The organism is Vibrio sp. 10N.286.49.B3, from assembly GCF_002873395.1.
Classification (GTDB): Bacteria; Pseudomonadota; Gammaproteobacteria; order Enterobacterales; family Vibrionaceae; genus Vibrio.
On record NZ_MCUV01000032.1, the window covers coordinates 1 to 15,574 of the forward strand.

14 protein-coding genes and 10 tRNA genes are annotated in these 15,574 nt (G+C 42.1%); 8 read left to right on the top strand and 16 right to left on the bottom strand.

All coding sequences use genetic code 11. The annotated features are described in order from the left end of the window. Nucleotides 1–97: 97 nt before the first annotated feature. From BCU68_RS11365 to lolB, 15 genes are all read right to left on the bottom strand, one after another. A tRNA-Gln gene (locus tag BCU68_RS11365) sits at nt 98–172 on the bottom strand. A 37-nt stretch (nt 173–209) separates the two neighbouring features. Further along, nucleotides 210–294: transfer RNA gene (locus BCU68_RS11370), tRNA-Leu, on the bottom strand. 82 nt (nt 295–376) lie between these two features. Further along, nucleotides 377–451: transfer RNA gene (locus tag BCU68_RS11375), tRNA-Gln, on the bottom strand. A 37-nt stretch (nt 452–488) separates the two neighbouring features. After that, nucleotides 489–573: transfer RNA gene (locus tag BCU68_RS11380), tRNA-Leu, on the bottom strand. An 85-nt stretch (nt 574–658) separates the two neighbouring features. Next, nucleotides 659–735 (bottom strand) — tRNA-Met (locus tag BCU68_RS11385). 43 nt (nt 736–778) lie between these two features. Then, a tRNA-Leu gene (locus BCU68_RS11390) sits at nt 779–863 on the bottom strand. Nucleotides 864–949: 86 nt separating this feature from the next. Beyond that, nucleotides 950–1,026 (bottom strand) — tRNA-Met (locus BCU68_RS11395). 82 nt (nt 1,027–1,108) lie between these two features. Next, nucleotides 1,109–1,183 (bottom strand) — tRNA-Gln (locus tag BCU68_RS11400). Between the two features lie 37 nt (nt 1,184–1,220). Then, a tRNA-Leu gene (locus BCU68_RS11405) sits at nt 1,221–1,305 on the bottom strand. An 84-nt stretch (nt 1,306–1,389) separates the two neighbouring features. Beyond that, a tRNA-Met gene (locus BCU68_RS11410) sits at nt 1,390–1,466 on the bottom strand. Nucleotides 1,467–1,779: 313 nt separating this feature from the next. After that, on the bottom strand, nt 1,780–2,871 hold the full coding sequence (gene ychF, locus BCU68_RS11420) for a redox-regulated ATPase YchF (protein ID WP_102564870.1): 1,092 nt from the start codon (nt 2,869–2,871) through the stop codon (nt 1,780–1,782). 10 nt (nt 2,872–2,881) lie between these two features. Then, nucleotides 2,882–3,472: an aminoacyl-tRNA hydrolase gene (gene pth, locus BCU68_RS11425; protein ID WP_102564909.1), complete on the bottom strand. Its 591-nt coding sequence runs from the start codon at nt 3,470–3,472 to the stop codon at nt 2,882–2,884. 194 nt (nt 3,473–3,666) lie between these two features. Continuing rightward, on the bottom strand, nt 3,667–4,614 hold the full coding sequence (locus BCU68_RS11430; RefSeq protein ID WP_102564871.1) for a ribose-phosphate pyrophosphokinase: 948 nt from the start codon (nt 4,612–4,614) through the stop codon (nt 3,667–3,669). Between the two features lie 26 nt (nt 4,615–4,640). Further along, complete coding sequence (gene ispE / locus BCU68_RS11435; protein ID WP_102564872.1) at nt 4,641–5,528, bottom strand: 4-(cytidine 5'-diphospho)-2-C-methyl-D-erythritol kinase; 888 nt, start codon at nt 5,526–5,528, stop codon at nt 4,641–4,643. Further along, nucleotides 5,525–6,139: a lipoprotein insertase outer membrane protein LolB gene (lolB, locus tag BCU68_RS11440; protein ID WP_102564873.1), complete on the bottom strand. Its 615-nt coding sequence runs from the start codon at nt 6,137–6,139 to the stop codon at nt 5,525–5,527. The genes ispE and lolB overlap by 4 nt, the downstream gene beginning before the upstream one ends. Before the next feature lie 162 nt (nt 6,140–6,301). Here lolB and hemA point away from each other — a divergent pair, with 162 nt between their 5' ends. From hemA to ybaK, 8 genes are all read left to right on the top strand, one after another. After that, entirely contained in the window at nt 6,302–7,561 is a 1,260-nt protein-coding gene (hemA, locus tag BCU68_RS11445) for a glutamyl-tRNA reductase (protein ID WP_102564874.1), read from the top strand. A 30-nt stretch (nt 7,562–7,591) separates the two neighbouring features. Beyond that, nucleotides 7,592–8,680 carry a peptide chain release factor 1 gene (gene prfA, locus BCU68_RS11450; protein WP_102564875.1) on the top strand — a complete coding sequence of 363 codons (1,089 nt, stop codon included), beginning with the start codon at nt 7,592–7,594 and terminating at the stop codon, nt 8,678–8,680. A 3-nt stretch (nt 8,681–8,683) separates the two neighbouring features. Further along, the gene (prmC, locus tag BCU68_RS11455; protein ID WP_102564876.1) at nt 8,684–9,541 is read left to right on the top strand and encodes a peptide chain release factor N(5)-glutamine methyltransferase; all 858 of its coding nucleotides are present in this window, start codon (nt 8,684–8,686) and stop codon (nt 9,539–9,541) included. A gap of 44 nt (nt 9,542–9,585) precedes the next feature. Beyond that, complete coding sequence (locus tag BCU68_RS11460) at nt 9,586–9,969, top strand: SirB2 family protein (protein WP_102564877.1); 384 nt, start codon at nt 9,586–9,588, stop codon at nt 9,967–9,969. 6 nt (nt 9,970–9,975) lie between these two features. Next, the gene (locus BCU68_RS11465; RefSeq protein ID WP_102564878.1) at nt 9,976–10,806 is read left to right on the top strand and encodes a tetratricopeptide repeat protein; all 831 of its coding nucleotides are present in this window, start codon (nt 9,976–9,978) and stop codon (nt 10,804–10,806) included. 74 nt (nt 10,807–10,880) lie between these two features. Beyond that, nucleotides 10,881–11,732 (top strand): 3-deoxy-8-phosphooctulonate synthase, encoded by an 852-nt coding sequence (gene kdsA / locus BCU68_RS11470; RefSeq protein ID WP_102564879.1) that lies wholly within the window; start codon nt 10,881–10,883, stop codon nt 11,730–11,732. Between the two features lie 337 nt (nt 11,733–12,069). Beyond that, nucleotides 12,070–13,737 carry a bifunctional UDP-sugar hydrolase/5'-nucleotidase UshA gene (gene ushA / locus BCU68_RS11475; protein ID WP_102564880.1) on the top strand — a complete coding sequence of 556 codons (1,668 nt, stop codon included), beginning with the start codon at nt 12,070–12,072 and terminating at the stop codon, nt 13,735–13,737. A gap of 83 nt (nt 13,738–13,820) precedes the next feature. Then, nucleotides 13,821–14,294, top strand: coding sequence for a Cys-tRNA(Pro) deacylase (ybaK, locus tag BCU68_RS11480; RefSeq protein ID WP_102564881.1), 474 nt, complete (start codon nt 13,821–13,823; stop codon nt 14,292–14,294). 117 nt (nt 14,295–14,411) lie between these two features. On the opposite strand, the gene rluF is transcribed toward ybaK, so the two are convergent. Further along, nucleotides 14,412–15,494 (bottom strand): 23S rRNA pseudouridine(2604) synthase RluF, encoded by a 1,083-nt coding sequence (gene rluF / locus BCU68_RS11485; protein WP_102564882.1) that lies wholly within the window; start codon nt 15,492–15,494, stop codon nt 14,412–14,414. Nucleotides 15,495–15,574 lie beyond the last annotated feature (80 nt).

The following is a 15,574-nucleotide window of genomic DNA, read 5'->3' on the forward strand; positions in this document are numbered from 1 at the left end:
TTCCGCCACGACCGCAGCAATTTTTCTCTACTAAGAAGACTTAGTTAAGAGTATATAGTTATATCGATATTGGTATTTCAATATAACGTTGTAATAGTGGCTGGGCTACCTGGATTCGAACCAGGGAATGCTGGCATCAAAAGCCAGTGCCTTACCGCTTGGCGATAGCCCAACAAGGATTCTTACGAATCAATTCCATAAAGGAATGATGGTGCGGTCGGAGAGACTTGAACTCTCACACCTCTCGGCGCCAGAACCTAAATCTGGTGCGTCTACCAATTCCGCCACGACCGCAGCAATTTTTCTCTACTAAGAAGACTTAGATAAGAGTATATAGTTATATCGATATTGGTATTTCAATATAACGTTGTAATAGTGGCTGGGCTACCTGGATTCGAACCAGGGAATGCTGGCATCAAAAGCCAGTGCCTTACCGCTTGGCGATAGCCCAACAGGGATTCTTACGAATCGATTCCATAAAGGAATGATGGTGCGGTCGGAGAGACTTGAACTCTCACACCTCTCGGCGCCAGAACCTAAATCTGGTGCGTCTACCAATTCCGCCACGACCGCAGCAAAGCTTTTACTCTAGCGAAGAGTATAGTTATAGCGATATTGGATAGTCGGTATAACGTTGTGTTTCTTCGGAAAAGAAGAATGGTGGCTACTGCGGGATTTGAACCTGCGACCCCATCATTATGAGTGATGTGCTCTAACCAACTGAGCTAAGTAGCCAATAAATACTGTTAAGAATAACAATGCTTATTTTTAATAAGTATGGTGCGGTCGGAGAGACTTGAACTCTCACACCTCTCGGCGCCAGAACCTAAATCTGGTGCGTCTACCAATTCCGCCACGACCGCAGCAATAGCTTTTACTCTAGCGAAGAGTGTAGTTATATCGATATTGGTATTTCAATATAACGTTGTTATTCTTCAAAAAAGAAGAATGGTGGCTACTGCGGGATTTGAACCTGCGACCCCATCATTATGAGTGATGTGCTCTAACCAACTGAGCTAAGTAGCCATATTTGTAAGCGAGACAATATAATACAAAGTTGCCTCTAGTTCTACCCAAATTCAAAAGAATTTCAATAAAACGAAAATGTTGGCTGGGCTACCTGGATTCGAACCAGGGAATGCTGGCATCAAAAGCCAGTGCCTTACCGCTTGGCGATAGCCCAACAAGGATTCTTACGAATCAATTCCATAAAGGAATAATGGTGCGGTCGGAGAGACTTGAACTCTCACACCTCTCGGCGCCAGAACCTAAATCTGGTGCGTCTACCAATTCCGCCACGACCGCAGCAAAGCTTTTACTCTAGCGAAGAGTGTAGTTATATCGACATTGGTATTTCAATATAACGTTGTAATCTTTACAAAGTAGAAATGGTGGCTACTGCGGGATTTGAACCTGCGACCCCATCATTATGAGTGATGTGCTCTAACCAACTGAGCTAAGTAGCCATTTCTAAATTGTTGCTCACTTCAGTAAGTTGCCTTATCGCTGTGAACGGGGCGCATTATGCGTAGTTGAGCCAAAACCGTCAATACTTTTTTTGAATAAATTTAAGAAAAAATGCTGTTCGCCTTTTTTTTAAGCAAAGAGGTGTGTTTGTGATCTAAAACTGGTAGTTATTTACCACCCCTGCTAGGGTTTAATATCTTGCTTTTGTTCGTTTAGAATCGCAGGCATAAAAAAAGCCAGCGTAAATGCTGGCTTTTTTGGTTCGATATGCAAATAAAAATCACATTCGATAGTATTTTCGAGTACTAACTCTTATACATTGAAGCGGAAGTGGACAACATCACCATCTTTAACAATGTAATCTTTACCTTCTAGACGCCATTTACCTGCATCTTTAGCACCACTCTCACCATTAAATTCGATGAAGTTATCGTAACCAACAACTTCTGCACGAATAAAGCCTTTCTCAAAGTCAGTGTGGATCTTACCTGCAGCTTGTGGTGCTGTTGCGCCAATTGGAATTGTCCATGCGCGAACTTCTTTAACACCAGCTGTAAAGTAAGTTTGTAGAGTTAGTAGTTCGTAGCCTGAACGAATTACGCGGTTTAGTCCTGGCTCTTCAATACCCATATCCGCTAGGAACTCTTCACGATCTTCATCATCAAGCTCTGATAGCTCAGATTCAATAGCAGCACAAACAGGAACAACCACGTTGTTTTCTTTTGCAGCGTACTCACGAACAAGCTCAAGGTACGGGTTATTATCAAAACCATCTTCATTAACGTTAGCGATGTACATCGTTGGCTTTAACGTTAGGAAGTTTAGGTAACCGATAGCAGCGAGTTCTTCTTTTGATAGCTCAAGGCTACGAGCCATGCCACCTTCAGTAAGGATAGGTAGTAGCTTCTGTAGCACTGCAATTTCAAATTTAGCGTCTTGATCACCGCCTTTCGCTTTCTTCGTTTGACGGAAGATAGCACGCTCACAAGAGTCTAAATCGGCAAGAGCAAGCTCTAGGTTAATGATCTCAATATCTTCGATAGGTGAGATACGGCCTGCAACGTGAATGATGTTTTCATTTTCAAAACAACGCACAACATGACCAATTGCATCTGTTTCACGGATGTTAGCTAGGAATTTGTTACCTAGACCTTCACCACGAGAAGCACCAGCAACAAGACCTGCAATATCTACAAATTCCATTGTTGTTGGTAAAACACGCTCTGGAACAACAATTTTAGCCAGTGCATCTAGACGAAGATCCGGAACTGGAACCACACCAGTGTTTGGCTCGATAGTACAGAACGGGAAGTTCGCTGCTTCGATACCAGCTTTAGTAAGTGCATTAAACAGAGTTGATTTACCGACGTTTGGTAGACCAACGATGCCACATTTAAAACCCATGATATAAACCTTATTCTGCTTTGAACGTATGTAAGCGATTTTGTGCTTTAGGTAGACCATCTTTTAGTAAGATGTCTAGGCTGCGTACTGACTCGTCAACGACGGCATCAATACACTCTTGCTCTTTTGTTGGAGCTTTACCTAATACATAACCTGCGACTTTATCTTTATGCCCTGGGTGGCCGATACCGAGCCTAAGGCGATAGAATTCTTTATTGTTTCCTTGCTTGCTGATGATGTCTTTTAGTCCGTTATGACCGCCATGACCACCACCTTTCTTAAATTTACCAACACCTGGAGGTAAGTCTAGCTCATCATGAGCAACCATGATTTCTTCTGGTTTTATTTGATAAAATTTAGCAAGTGCTGCAACCGCTTTACCCGATAAGTTCATAAAAGTAGTTGGGATCAGCAAGCGAAGATCTTCGCCATGCACCATAATACGTCCCGTTAATCCAAAGAACTTTGCTTCATTCTTTAGAGTGACATTGTGGACTCGTGCTAACTCTTCAACGACCCAGGCACCCGCATTATGGCGAGTTCTGGCATATTCTGGACCTGGATTAGCCAGTCCAACGAGTAGTTTTATTTGTTGGCTCAAGGTTTCGATCTCTCTGGAATGACAAAAAGCGCGGTATGATAGCATACTTTTTTCATCAGATGCGAAGAACGCGAATTCGCGAATGAAGAAAGTGACTGCCATAAAAAAACCACCTTATCAAAAGGTGGTTTTTTTCATACTCAACATTAAATTAAATAGTAGAACAACACTAATGGCGTTGTTCTGACATTAAATTAGTGGCTGAACATTGCTGAAATTGACTCTTCATTGCTGATACGACGAATCGCTTCAGCTAGCATGCTTGATAAAGTCAGTTGTGATACTTTACCCGTTGCTGCCATTTCAGGAGACAAAGTGATTGAGTCAGTTACGATAACTTGATCCAATACTGATTCTTTGATGTTCTTTGCAGCAGTACCTGAGAATACCGCGTGAGTTGCGTAAGCAAATACACGTTTAGCGCCACGTTCTTTTAGCGCTTCAGCTGCTTTACATAGTGTGCCACCAGTATCGATCATGTCATCAACGATTACACAGTCACGACCTTCAACATCACCAATTAGGTTCATTACTTCAGAAACGTTTGCACGTGGACGACGCTTATCAACGATAGCAATGTCGATATCGCCTAGTGCTTTAGCCGTTGCACGAGCGCGAACAACGCCACCTAGATCCGGAGATACAACAACAGGATCTTCAAGACCACGGTTTGCCATGTCTTCTAGTAGAACAGGTGTGCCGAAAATGTTATCAACAGGTACATCGAAGAAGCCTTGGATTTGCTCTGCGTGTAGGTCGATAGTTAAAACGCGGTCAACACCAACGTTTGATAGGAAATCAGCAACAACTTTTGCAGTAATTGGCACACGAGCAGAACGTACACGACGATCTTGACGAGCGTAACCAAAGTATGGGATTACAGCTGTAATACGGCCCGCTGAAGCACGGCGCATTGCATCAATCATTACTACCAGTTCCATCAAGTTGTCATTGGTTGGCGCACAAGTTGATTGAATGATAAATACATCACTACCACGAACGTTTTCGTTGATTTGAACAGCGACTTCGCCATCAGAAAAACGGTCAACAGTAGCATCTCCAAGAGAGATGTAAAGACGGTCAGCAATACGTTGGGCTAGTTCAGGTGTTGCGTTACCAGCAAATAGCTTCATATCAGGCACGGTGGAAACCTCGGGTTGCGTCTAATTTAAATAGAGTAGGTGTGGGCTGATTGGTAGTCAGCCAATGTCTCTTTCAAAGGTGAAATATTTCGACCTTTAGCGATAAACGCAGAGACGGTGTCAGGTAATTTATTCAGTATAGTATCAGCATCTTGCTTCGTGTTAAATTCGGCAAAAACACATGATCCTGTACCGGTTAATCTTGACGGCGCATATTGTAACAGCCAAGAAAGTTGCTTATCAACCTCTGGATACAGTAAACGGACTATTTTTTCGCAATCGTTTCCGTAATCTTGCTCCAAAAGTGCTTCAAGTGTGCGTTTTGGTGTATTTCTCGTCAGTTTAGGATGGGTGAATATGTCCACAGTTGCAATGTTACTTGATGGTTTTATCACCAAGTACCATTTTTCTTGTGGGTGAGCTCTAACTAATAGTTCACCAACACCCTCTGCAAAGGCCGAAAAACCACGGACAAAGACAGGAACATCAGCACCAAGTTTTAGTCCAATTGCAGCGAGTTCATCATCACTAAAATTCAGTTGCCATAGATAATTTAAAGCAACTAATACCGTTGCCGCATTCGATGAACCACCTCCGAGTCCACCCCCCATAGGTAGAATCTTGTCTAATTCAATCTTAGCCCCATAGTGGATGTTGATACTCTTCTGTTGAGCATACTCGCGCAAAGCAATCGCAGCTCGCCAAATTAGATTGTCTTGAGTCGCAACCCCATCAATTTCAGGTTCAATCGTAACAGCGCTATCGGGTGTGGCAGTGATAGTGAGTGTGTCGCCGTAATCAATGAACTGAAATAAGGTCTGTAGTTCATGATATCCATTGTCTCTTTGCCCCGTAATATAGAGGAATAAGTTCAACTTTGCCGGAGAAGGCCAATGGGTGGTATGCGTGATCATTGTGGCAATGTCCATTTTGAAATAACAATATTTAATGTGGTATCAGGTTGAGTTAACTGGAGCTTACGAGGCAAAGGCAACATGCCTTGAGAAAAAGATTCAAGTCGATAGTTAGAGTAAGTGAGAAGCCATAGCTGGTTATTGAGTTGCTCAGTCAGTGAAGCCAGTGTATTACTCTCATTCAATTGGTAAGTACTTGCATTAGCCGGTAAGCCTAATAGCCATTGCGGTAAATTATCAATCGGTATGACAAGGCCCGTTAAGTTTTTAATTAATACAGCCGCATTGGTGTCAGTAAACGTTTGATCATCATAAGTCACCACTTTTGCGCCATTGGGGGTGACCGTTAAATTGAGAACGGTTTGACCTAAGAAGGTTGTGAGACGCAGTTGACTCAATTGCTCTGAGTGCTGCCATTGAAAATTAAAGCTTTGGCGTTGGTCTTTGCCTATATAGCCTAGTTTGCCATTCGCTTTATAATGGGTAATTTTCGATAGTTCAGCTTGGTGCGCTTGCCATTCAACACTGGTTGGTTGAGTAGGAATTGAAGAACAACCGATAAGATAAAGTGCCGATAAGGCAATCAAAAAAATTTGGTAAGCTTGTTTCATTTTATTTGCTCACAACTTGCTCAATTATAGGGGGGAAGCGTCTTGACTATACCATTGAACTCACGAAGTCAGGAAAACAAATTGTTCAGACCCTTTAAATACATCCATGCATCAAGTAAAATTCTCCCTCATTTTGTATCTTGAACAGAGTACCCTCAATACATGTCTTTGCTTGCTATTGGAATTAACCATAACACTGCACCCGTTAGGCTGCGTGAAAAAGTGGCCTTTTCGCCAGATAAGTTATCTGCTGCGCTAGGTCAACTTAACGCCAGTACTAATGTTAATGGTAGCGTTATACTCTCGACTTGCAATCGCACCGAGATATATTGTGACGTTAATTCGATTGAACAAGATGGCATTATTAAATGGCTATCGGATTTTCACCAAGTTGATCCAAGTGAATTAAAGCCAAGTTTATATGTTTATAAGCAAGAGGCAGCTGTAAAGCATCTTATGCGTGTCGCTTGTGGGTTAGATTCCTTGGTGCTTGGCGAACCTCAAATCTTAGGGCAAGTAAAGCAAGCTTACCTCGAGTCAAGAGAGTGTGGGTCTGTGGATGCAACGATGGAAAAGCTGTTTCAAAAAACCTTTTCAGTGGCTAAGCGAGTACGGACTGAAACCGAAATTGGTAGCAGTGCGGTATCGGTCGCCTACGCCGCTTGTACATTAGCAAAACAAATTTTTGAATCATTAACACAATCGACGGTTTTATTGGTTGGTGCCGGTGAGACAATCGAGTTGGTCGCTAAGCACTTAAGCAGTAACGGTTGCACAAAGATGATAGTTGCCAACCGAACGCGCGAGCGAGCCTTGGGGTTAGCGCAAGAGTTTGGTGCAGAGGTTATTAGCCTATCAGAGATCCCTCAGCACTTACAGCGAGCTGACATTGTGATTAGCTCAACTGCCAGTCCATTGCCAATTATAGGTAAAGGGATGGTCGAGAGTGCGCTGAAAATTCGCAAGCACCAACCGATCTTATTTGTTGATATTGCCGTGCCGCGAGATATTGAATCTCAGGTGGGCGATCTAAATGATGCGTACCTTTATAGTGTGGATGACCTACAATCTATAGTTAATGGTAATATAGAGCAAAGAAAGGTCGAAGCTATCCAAGCTGAAACGATTGTCAGTGACGAAACACATACTTTTATGTCATGGATTCGCTCACTACAAGCGGTGGACAGTATTCGTCAATATCGTCATGAATCTAATCAAGTCCGCGAAGACTTATTAGCCAAAAGTTTACAAGCATTAGTATCAGGTGTTGATCCTGAGCGAGTGCTAGTAGAGTTGAGTAATAAACTCACCAATAAATTGATCCATGCTCCGACACGTGCATTGCAAACTGCCGCGGAACAAGGAGAACCTGCAAAATTACTGGTCATTAGACAGAGTTTGGGTCTTGATGACCCTCAATGATTTTAAGACCTTAAATAAAGATAAGTAACTATGAAAGCCTCGATTCGAATTAAGCTTGAAACACTTGTTGAACGTTATGAAGAAGTTCAACACCTCCTTGGTGATCCAGATGTTCTCGGTGACCAAAATAAATTCCGTGCTTTATCTAAAGAGTACTCTCAATTAGAAGAAGTAACGAAGTGCTTCCAAGATTACCAACAAGCTCAAGAAGATCTTGTTGCGGCTGAAGAAATGGCCAATGAAGATGACGCAGAAATGCGTGAAATGGCACAAGAAGAGATTAAAGAAGCAAAAGAAGCAATCGAGAAATTGAATGCCGATTTACAGATCCTTCTGCTACCAAAAGATCCGAACGACGAGCGTAACTGTTTCCTAGAGATCCGTGCGGGCGCGGGTGGTGATGAAGCGGGTATCTTCGCTGGTAACCTTTTCCGTATGTATTCTCGTTTTGCAGAGAAGAAAGGCTGGCGCGTTGAAGTGATGAGTTGTAATGACTCAGAGCAAGGCGGCTACAAAGAAATGATCGCGAAAGTAAGCGGTGATAGCGTTTACGGCACAATGAAGTTTGAATCAGGTGGTCACCGTGTTCAACGCGTTCCTGAGACAGAGTCACAAGGTCGTGTTCATACCTCAGCATGTACCGTTGCTATTATGCCTGAGATCCCAGAAGCCGATATGCCTGAGATTAAATCTGGCGATCTAAAAATTGATACCTTCCGTGCATCGGGTGCTGGTGGTCAGCACGTTAACACGACGGATTCTGCTATCCGTATTACTCACTTACCAACTGGTACCGTTGTTGAGTGTCAGGACGAACGTTCACAGCATAAAAACAAAGCAAAAGCGATGTCAGTGCTAGCGGCTCGTATTATCCAAGCTGAAGTAGAAAAGCGTGCAGCAGAAGTTTCTGATACTCGTCGTAACCTACTAGGTTCTGGTGACCGTAGTGACCGTATTCGTACTTATAACTACCCACAAGGTCGTGTATCCGATCACCGCATCAACTTAACGCTATACCGTCTATCTGAAGTATTAGAAGGCGATCTACAAAGCTTAGTTGATCCAGTGATTCAAGAATACCAAGCCGATCAATTAGCAGCACTAGCGGACAATAACTAATTTATGAGTCCTTTGCCTACGATTGAACATGCATTAAAAGCCGCAATCGTTGAGTTGCAAGAGGCGGAGAGTGATTCTCCGTCCCTTGATGCTGCGGTACTACTATGTCATGCCTTAAATAAGCCTCGTTCTTACCTACTAACTTGGCCTGAAAAAACACTTGAACCCTCTATCTATTCACACTTCTTATCGCTATTACAACGACGCATAACTGGTGAGCCCGTGGCTTACATTGTTGGTGAACGAGAGTTTTGGTCTTTACCTCTAAAAGTTTCCCCGTCTACCTTGATCCCTCGTCCAGATACTGAGCGATTGGTCGAAGTGGCTTTAGATAAGACCTTTGAGCAACAAGGCGACATATTAGATTTAGGGACGGGTACTGGTGCAATTGCGTTGGCGTTAGCTTCAGAAATGCGATCGCGCCAAGTCGTTGGTATTGATCTACGCACTGAAGCGCAACAACTGGCGACAGAAAATGCGCAAAATCTCAATATTGATAATGCTCAATTTTTACAAGGAAGCTGGTTTGAGCCATTAAGTAAGGGGCAAAAGTTCAGTTTAATTGTTTCTAATCCTCCTTATATTGAGAAAAATGATCCTCACTTATTGCAAGGTGATGTTCGCTTTGAGCCCATGTCTGCCTTGGTTGCAGAGGATAATGGGTTAGCTGATATTCAGCATATATCTTCGCATGCCGTTGACTATTTAGACGACAAAGCCTGGTTGGTTTTTGAGCATGGTTACGATCAAGGGCAAGCAGTAAGAAATATCTTAAAATCGCTTGGCTATCACAATATTGCAACAGAGAAAGATTACGCAGGTAACGATAGAGTAACATTAGGTCAACACTTGGCAAGATAGTGTTAATTTATTTCAACGACAATTGAGTTAAACAGAGAGTAGATATGTACGAAGGATTAAAGCATTTTCATTTATTAACGATCGTGATTAGTGTTCTGTTACTAGCCGTTCGTTATGGCTTGATGATGATGGATTCCCCAAAATTGCAGCATCCATTTTTAGTTCGTTTCCCACACATAAATGATTCAGTGTTACTGCTATCAGGTTTTGGTTTGATTTACCTAACGGGATTTATTCCTTTTACTCCTTCAGCGCCATGGTTAACAGAGAAGTTAACTTGTGTGATGGCCTATATCGTACTTGGTTTTTTCTCTTTACGTCTTGGGCGTACAAAATTGCTAAGAACATTAGCTTTTTTCGGAGCATTAGGCTGGTTAGGTATGGCAGCAGGAATTGCTGTAACAAAAACTGCAACTTTTTTTGGGTGATAGGCAATGCGTAAATTATTTGATGAAGATTTTGAAAGTATTGAACTGATTGAAGGTGGGGTGATCTTAAATAAAACGATCGATCCCAACTTTCCAGATGTAAAAGTAAAAGCGCAAATTGAAGCGTTAAGGGAAGAGCTAGCAACGATCATGAGTGATCCTGCTCAACTTAGCCCTGAAGCGACAGGGAAGGAAAAATTAGCACTGATTATTGAGGTGTTTTATCAACGTTGGGGGTTTGTTGGTGACGATGAAACCTTCTTCCACTCAAATAATAGCCTGTTAGATAAGGTACTAGAAAAGCGTAAAGGCTTGCCAGTCACCTTAGGTGCTTTACTATTATTCTTTTGTCGTCAGCATAATTTACCGGTCGAAGGGGTGAATTTCCCGACTCAGTTTTTATTGCGCTTCAATTGGTCAGATAATGATATTGTCTACTTAAACCCTTTCATCGGCGAGTATACGGATGAACATACGCTACAAGCTTGGATAATTGGTTATGAAGGGCCACTAGCGAAACTTGAAAGAAGACATTTAGAAACAGCTGATAACCCAATGGTGATCGGTCGCTGGTTAGGCATAATCAAGCAGGCCCTGATTAGTGAAGATCGTTTTGAATTGGCGCTTAGCTGCTCAAAACTCGTCTTTACATTTAATGATGATGATCCAAATGAATTTCGTGATCGTGGTCTGATTTATCATAAGTTAGGTTGTGATGCTGCGGCTATCGCTGATCTTGAGTATTTTCTTTCTAAAGCCCCACCAGGGGTAGAAGCGACCTTGGTTGGTCATGAGTTGGAAAAAATTAAACTCAACAGACCAACGGTAGTTCATTGATTTAAATTGCTCTGGTTTTAGCGAACGCCATTACTGCTTTATAAAAGAATGATTAATAATTTAGAGAGAATAAAATGGAACAAAAAATAGTTCATGTTGGTGATATTCCTGTAGCTAATGATAAGCCGTTTACCCTTTTCGCTGGTATGAATGTTCTTGAATCTCGCGATCTTGCTATGCAGATTTGTGAGCATTACGTTAAGGTGACTGAAAAGCTAGGTATCCCATACGTATTTAAAGCATCATTTGATAAAGCAAACCGTAGCTCTGTACACTCTTACCGTGGTCCAGGTATGGAAGAAGGTTTAAAAATCTTCCAAGAGCTAAAAGAGACGTTTGGTGTGAAAATCATTACGGATATTCATACAGAAGCACAAGCTCAGCCAGTTGCAGATGTGGTTGATGTGATTCAGTTGCCAGCATTCCTAGCTCGCCAAACTGACTTAGTTGAAGCAATGGCAAAGACGGGTGCGGTTATTAATGTTAAGAAACCACAATTTATGAGCCCAAACCAAGTTGGCAATATTGTCGATAAGTTTGCAGAATGTGGTAACGAAAACATCATCTTATGTGAGCGCGGCTCTTGCATGGGTTATGATAACTTAGTGGTTGATATGCTTGGTTTTGGTGTAATGAAGAAATCATCAAACGGCAGCCCAATTATTTTTGATGTGACGCACTCTCTACAGATGCGTGATCCATCAGGTGCTGCTTCAGGTGGTCGTCGTGAGCAAACGGTTGAACTTGCTAAAGCGGGTCTAGCGACGGGTATTGCGGGCTTATTTATTGAAGCTCACCCAACGCCGGATCAAGCAAAGTGTGACGGTCCTTCAGCGTTACCATTAGATAAGCTAGAACCTTTCCTTGCTCAGATGAAATCACTGGATGATTTGATCAAAGGTTTTGCACATATCGATATTCGCTAATTCTATCAATCTAGTTTGACTAGGGTTGTTACCAGCGACATAAGGTTAATAGTAAACGCCGATTTATTCTTAGAGTAAGTCGGCTTTTTTGATCTGGAAGGTCAAAGACAACAAATATCACCTCCATATTCTGCATCAATATAGAGCTCATCACCTCCTACCTCTCAATTAAAGAGGTTAAAGAAACCATCACAGAAAGTATCAAAAATAAGACATTAAAAATAACAACGGCATTAGTTAAATAAATGTTGGCTTTTGTTGCATCTTTACTACCACCGTTTGTCATCATTCATTTACAATAAGCGTTAGAGAAGGATCACTATTGTAAGGTATTACCATGAAAGCTTGTCTTATTTTAAAGTCTACCCTGAGCATTGCTATACTCTCAACGTTGGCAGCTTGTTCATCTCAATCACAACAAGTTGTCGCTTGGAATGCAGATACCACTTATAAATTAACGGTATTGCACACCAATGATCACCATGGTCGTTTTTGGCAAAATAAATATGGTGAATATGGCATGGCAGCACGTAAAACCTTAATTGATGAACTACGTGCAGAAGTTGCCGCTGAAGGAGGGAGCTTACTGCTGCTTTCTGGTGGTGATATTAATACCGGCGTTCCAGAGTCAGATCTGCAAGATGCCGAGCCTGACTTCAAAGGGATGTCGAAAATTGGTTATGATGCGATGGCACTCGGTAACCATGAATTTGATAACTCATTAGATGTATTATTTAAGCAGCAATCTTGGGCTAATTTCCCAATGCTGTCTGCAAATATATACAGTAAGGAAACAGGCAAACGCTTATTTCAACCTTACCAAATGTTTGATAAACAAGGTGTCAAAATTGCCGTTATTGGCTTAACTACTGAAGATACGGCCAAAATAGGTAACCCAGAATTTATCAATAGCATTGATTTTCGGGACCCAAAAGTAGAAGCCAAAGCACTCATCGCTGAACTTAACGCATCAGAACAACCGGATTTAATCTTTGCGGTTACTCATATGGGTCACTATGAAAATGGTAAAAATGGCGTCAACGCACCAGGAGATGTCGCGTTAGCTCGTTACCTTGATGAAGGTGATCTGGATATGATCGTTGGCGGGCACTCACAAGAGCCAGTGTGTATGGAAGCGCCTAATGTCATCATGAAAAACTTTAAGCCAAGTGATGAATGTAAGCCAGATAAACAAAATGGGACTTACATCGTTCAGGCGCATGAGTGGGGTAAATATGTTGGACGTGCTGATTATGAATTCCGTAATGGTGAACTAAGCATGGTTAGCTACGATCTTATCCCGGTCAACTTAAAGAAAAAAATTAAAGTTGATGGCAAAAGTGAGCGAGTTTTCATTGAGTCTGAAATAAAGCCAGATGCTGAGATGTTAAGTTTTTTACGTCCTTACCAAGAAGAAGGGCAGTCAAAGCTTAATATTAAAATTGCAGAAACCAATAATAAACTGGAAGGTGATCGCAATGTGGTTCGTTTCCAGCAGACTAACCTTGGACGCTTAATTGCTACCGCCCATATGCAGCGTGCTAAAGCCGATTTCGGTGTGATGAATTCAGGTGGTGTTCGTGACTCAATTGAAGGGGGCGATGTAACGTATAAGGATGTATTGAAAGTTCAGCCATTTGGCAATATCGTCACTTATGTTGATATGAGTGGTGCTGAAGTTTTAGATTACCTTAATATTGTAGCAACGAAGCCGGTTGACTCTGGTGCGTATGCGCAATTTGCTGGAATATCGATGCGTATTGTCGAAGGGAAAGTATCCAATGTCTTTATTGGTGATAGGCAGCTACGTTTAGATCAATCTTATCGTTTTAGTATTCCAAGCTTTAACGCGGCTGGTGGTGATGGCTACCCAGTTATTAACACACACCCAGGTTATGTTAATACCGGCTTTACCGATGCAGAAGTATTGAAAGATTTCTTACAAGCTAGCAGCCCGTTGGATGTAAACCTTTTTGCACCTTCTGGTGAGATCGTTTATAAATAACAGTGAATGCCAGTTTTGAAAAAGCGACCCAATTGGTGTCGCTTTTTTTATTGAATCCATAACGATAAACAATAGAGTTAACCATGACCCCTGCGATTAATTTAGCCAAAAAAAAGAAAATAGAGCATAAGATCCACCAATATCAGCATGATTCTAATTGTAAAAGCTATGGTCTCGAGGCTGCAGAGGTATTAGGGCAAGATCCTGCGAGTGTATTTAAAACACTACTATTTTGTATTAATGGAGAAGCGAAAAATCTAGCCGTAGCCATTATTCCCGTTGATAAAAAACTGAATTTAAAGCTCGCAGCTAAGTCAGCAAAAGCGAAAAAAGCAGAGATGGCTGACCCCGACATCGCGCAAAAAACGACAGGTTATGTCGTCGGCGGGATTAGTCCATTGGGGCAGAAAAAAGCTTTACCAACTTTTATTGATGATAGTGCTCAAGTGCAAGGAACAATTTGTGTGAGTGCTGGTAAACGAGGGTTAGAAATAGAATTAGCGCCAAGTGATTTAGCCAATTTGACTCGTGGGCAGTTTGTTTCGTTGACAGAGTAGGAGACTCACTCTTATCAATATGCGAGTTGAATCTATATTGCAGCGTAGGTTATAGCAATTGTAGCCAATCATGATGAGGCGGGCTAAAAAGCAAACCTCATCAATGATTAAGCGCGGTTACTTTTTCAAGCTTAATGTGCCAGGTACACGCTTTGGTGCTGGCTTATTAGCAGGGCGCTGTCTTGAACCTTCATTATTGCGACGGTCATCATAACGCGACTGACCATTGCGTGAAGAGGTTGGTCTTTCACTGTTGTTACGGCGCTCGCCTTGGCGTCCATCGTTTTGACGACCTTCACCTTGACGTCCGTGACCACGCTTACCATTAGGCGCATGACGGAACTCATCACCACCACGACCACTGTACGTTTTATGGCGAATCGCGGCATTTTCTTCTTGTTTACGAGCATCATACAGTTTTGCATCTGTCGCTTTACGGATGCGTTGACCACTGCCATCCACCTTCGATGCTTCTTCAGTGCTGCTTGAGGTTTCACTCATACGTAAGATTTCAGAAACTTCATCTTCCGTTAGGTAACGCCATTTTCCATTAGGAATGCCATCTAAAGAGATGTTCATGATGCGTACGCGACGTAGTTTAAATACTTCAAAGCCTAATGCTTCACACATGCGACGAATTTGGCGGTTGAGGCCTTGAGTTAAGGTAATGCGGAAAGAGTATTGTGTCTCTTTCGTCACTTTACATGGCAAGGTCACGGTATCTAAAATCTCAACACCTGATGCCATTTTATCTAGGAAGTGCTGGGTAATGGGTTTATCAACACGTACCACATACTCTTTTTCGTGGTTGTTTCCCGCACGTAGGATCTTATTAACAATATCACCATCATTGGTTAAGAAGATAAGACCATCGGAAGGTTTATCTAAGCGACCAATTGGGAAAATACGCTTACGGTGACCGATGAAGTCTACGATGTTGCCAGGTACGTCACGTTCCGTCGTACAAGTAATACCCGTTGGTTTATTTAGCGCAATATAGATAGGCAGTTCTTTCGATTTAACGGGCTTACCATCAATACAAACATTATCGCCAGGGAGAACTTTTGTCCCCATTTCTGGGATATTGCCATTGATAGTGACACGACCAGCGTCAATCAGGCGATCGGCTTCACGGCGAGAACAGAAACCTGTCTCACTGATGTATTTATTTAGGCGTTTTTGTTGGGATTCTTGTGACATGAGGCTCTCTTTAGCGTTTCACAACGATTGTGTAATAGGAAATAAAAAAGCAGCGGATGATGGCTGCTTTGGTTATGAGG